Source organism: Chloroflexus sp. MS-G (assembly GCF_000735195.1).
Classification (GTDB): domain Bacteria; phylum Chloroflexota; class Chloroflexia; order Chloroflexales; family Chloroflexaceae; genus Chloroflexus.
Window position 1 is genome coordinate 1 of the sequence record NZ_JPIM01000211.1, and the last position, 3,385, is coordinate 3,385.

The 3,385-nt window shown below is 52.4% G+C and carries 3 protein-coding genes and 1 riboswitch; of the genes, 2 read left to right on the top strand and 1 reads right to left on the bottom strand.

Translation table 11 applies throughout. The annotated features are described in order from the left end of the window. Positions 1 to 304: 304 nt before the first annotated feature. Entirely contained in the window at positions 305 to 895 is a 591-nt protein-coding gene (locus tag JE47_RS0119815; RefSeq protein ID WP_031461402.1) for a protoglobin domain-containing protein, read from the bottom strand. 122 nt (positions 896 to 1,017) lie between these two features. Here JE47_RS0119815 and cynR point away from each other — a divergent pair, with 122 nt between their 5' ends. After that, positions 1,018 to 1,923: a transcriptional regulator CynR gene (gene cynR, locus JE47_RS0119820; protein WP_031461403.1), complete on the top strand. Its 906-nt coding sequence runs from the start codon at positions 1,018 to 1,020 to the stop codon at positions 1,921 to 1,923. 449 nt (positions 1,924 to 2,372) lie between these two features. Continuing rightward, positions 2,373 to 2,472: riboswitch (TPP riboswitch) on the top strand. Between the two features lie 87 nt (positions 2,473 to 2,559). After that, complete coding sequence (gene tenA, locus JE47_RS0119825; RefSeq protein WP_031461404.1) at positions 2,560 to 3,213, top strand: thiaminase II; 654 nt, start codon at positions 2,560 to 2,562, stop codon at positions 3,211 to 3,213. Positions 3,214 to 3,385: the final 172 nt, after the last annotated feature.

The window sequence follows — 3,385 nt, forward strand, 5'->3', positions numbered from 1 at the left end:
TCTACACACATTTTCATTTGTCGTACCGAATCACGTGATCGTAGTTGAACAATATTATATGCTGCTGTTGCGGTATCTGTCAAGACTCAGTGTGTGTCGATAGAGCTTTTCACAGTTCTTATCACTACCCGTAAGGTGAGGAGCAAGGGGAGAGCAGCAAGGAAGCGGAACGAGCACAGCAGCGGTAGCTTCCTGTTCCGACTGCGATCGGCGACCAAGTTCCTCGTGCTCTCGCCGATCATGCCCGTCACCGTATCGTTGGAGCGGTTTCTCAATCCGAATAGGGAATTATCCCGGTTCTCGCTCAGAAATCGCCTTCTTTAGCATATGGATAACTCCACAACGTCACTTGCAGGACAATTGACTTGAACCAGGCCTGATACATGTGCTCTACTTCAGTAACCGAATGTCCTTTGCGAGCGAGAAAATCTTTGATCGTCGCAGTTATGGGATAGATGAAGGCAATCATGTAGCGCAATGGAATCATCGGCACTGACGACACATCGTCAGTCTGATTTTTCTTGGTACGGTAGTGACGAAGTGCAATCTCCATCTGATAGTTTAACCAATCCTGATCGTAAGGGCGCTGGCACGTATCGAGGATCCACTGCCCGAAACGTTGACGCACTCGTGCCAGGTAGTGTTCGATTGGCTGACCATCAGGACCGGTAAAATAGTAGAGCAGATGTTGGTGTGAACCGACGAAACCGTACCACAGATCGAGGATCGTCTCGACCTGGTCTTTAAGCACCTCACCCGCCATGCGCAAATACTGCTCGTCTTCATCACTCCACAACACGGTTTGTTTCAGCAAAGCAAATTCTTCCTCACTGATCGGCGATTGGGCTACTGCCGCCGTGCCATACGTGTAGCCGGGAATGGTTACATCACTCATCGCTACCCTCCCTGGTTTGTTATTTTTCTTATCTTGCGTTTGACAAGATCAGTCTAGACGCGCTATGATGATAAGTAAAATAGAAGGTTCTTATCTTTTCAATAAGTTACACTTATCAGACTATGGAACTTCGCCAACTACGTTATTTCCTGGCTGTCGTCGATGAAGGACACTTTACCCGTGCCGCTGAAAAGCTCTACATTTCACAACCGGCTCTATCGCAACAGATCAAGTTGCTCGAAGAGGAAATCGGCGCAGTGCTACTTGAACGAATCGGACGACGCATTCGCCTGACTGCCGCTGGAGAAATCCTCGCCACCCATGCTCGTCGTGCCTTGCAAGAATTGGCGGAAGCGCAAACCGCACTTGCTGAACTGGCCGGTTTACAACGGGGGGTTCTACAGATCGGTGTGGTACAGACGGTGAACGCCTACCTGATCCCAGATCTCGTCGCGGCTTTTGCCACAACCTATCCAGCTATTCGTCTACACATTGAAGAGTTAGCGGCCAGCGATATTGAGCAGGGTGTAGCCGAAGGCCGACTACAACTTGGTATCAGTTTCACTCCTGCTGAGACGAGTGGAATTGTAGGTGAAGACTTGTTCACGGAAGAGCTGGTTCTGATCGTTGGCAGGCAGCATCCGTGGGCACATCTTCCGCAAGTACCGGTACAGGCGTTACACCAACAGCCGTTGATCCTGCTCTCGCCTGCATTCTGTACCCGGCGGTTGTGGGATCGTTGCGCCCACACGGCAGGAATAGAGCCACAGGTACTGGTCGAAATGAATACGATTAGCAATATTCTGGCTGCGGTACGGCAACTCTCAGTGGCTACTGTGTTACCTTCTTTCGTGTTATGTAATCAACCCGACCTTATTGGCATTCCACTTGTAGACCCAACCCCACGACGAACGGTTGGGTTCCTCTTCCGCCACCACGGCTATCGTTGTGCGGCAACTCAGGCATTTGTCGCAATGGTTCACGATAGACTCGCTGTAAGCGGATTGACAGCAGTTAGTAGAGATTAACGCCGGTGTTTTTTGGGTTTTGTCGGTGTTCGCCAGGGAATGTCTTTCGCAACCCCACGGTTGCACGTTGTTCCACCCGCTATCAGCATGCCGTCAACGCAGTGCACGGTAGGAACAGTTTCCCCTCCTCACCTTCCCCCAACCCCCTTTCAATCTCCCACTAGGGGCAGGGAAAGGAGATGTGCCGGGATGCGCGGTTCTTCTTCACCTTCACGGAAAGCGGAAGGGTGTTAGCAAGAGCATCAGTCCCTCTCATTTCCTAATCTTCTCATTATGCCCGCTTCCAAAGGGTTCTTTTCTCACATGTCCATCCGGCGCAAACCGGTAGTCTCGTTATGCAGATACGAACAACATCCGTTAACAAACTCAACCAAAACCTGAACACCTCGAACAGCCCTGACGAACCCAAAAACCGCTTGACACGCACGCTCGTCTTCGGATATATTATAAATGTTCCGTAGGGGCGCTTCGCGATGTATGCGAGGCTGAGAGGCACCCTTGCACCTGATCCGGGTAATGCCGGCGTAGGAAATCGGAACGGATCTGAACAATATCCCCCGGTATCGCCGCTTTTCCCCTCTCGTGCAATGTGCTTCCTGCGGGCAAGTGCCTCATCTAGACGCAGGGAGGATTGTGATGCGTTTCACCGAAACACTTTGGGAATCGATTACCGACATCTACAAGGCGATTATTCAGCACCCCTTTAATGAAGAATTGGCCCAGGGTACACTCCCACGCGAGAAATTCGCCTTCTACATGCAGCAAGACGCGCTCTACCTGGCTGATTTTGCGCGAGCGCTAGCGACAATGGCCGGACGATCACCTGACGAAGCTGCGATTCTTCAGTTTGTTCACTTTGCTGAAGGGGTAGCGGTTGTCGAACGTTCGTTGCATAACACCTATTTCCGCGAATTTGGGATCGATACGCCAACCCGCCAACAAGCACCGGCATGCTTTGCGTATACCAATTTCTTACTGGCTACCGTAGCTACTCGTAGTTATGAAGAAGGGATGGCGGCACTCCTGCCCTGTTTCTGGATCTATCGGGAAGTCGGTCACGACATCTACCGTCGAGCAGCCCCCAACAACCCCTATCAGAAGTGGATCGACACCTACGCCGGACAAGAATTTGATGAGGTGGTCAAACAGGCAATTGCGCTGACCAACAACCTCGCCGAACAGGTCTCGGCGACTCAACAACAGCGCATGCGCGATGCCTTTATCTATTCATCACGCCTGGAGTGGATGTTCTGGGACAGTGCGTATCGGCTGGAACAGTGGCTGCCATAGTATCTTTTACGCGATGTTCAGCGGTGTAAGGCGACGACGGGCGGCCCTCACCCCCAGCCCCTCTCCCGCGCTGCGGGAGAGGGGTGTTCCTCACCCCCGGCCCCGCTGCCGCGCTGCGGGAGAGGGGTGATCTGGACAGCCGCAGGATCGCCCCTGCTCCGCTCTTCCCCTC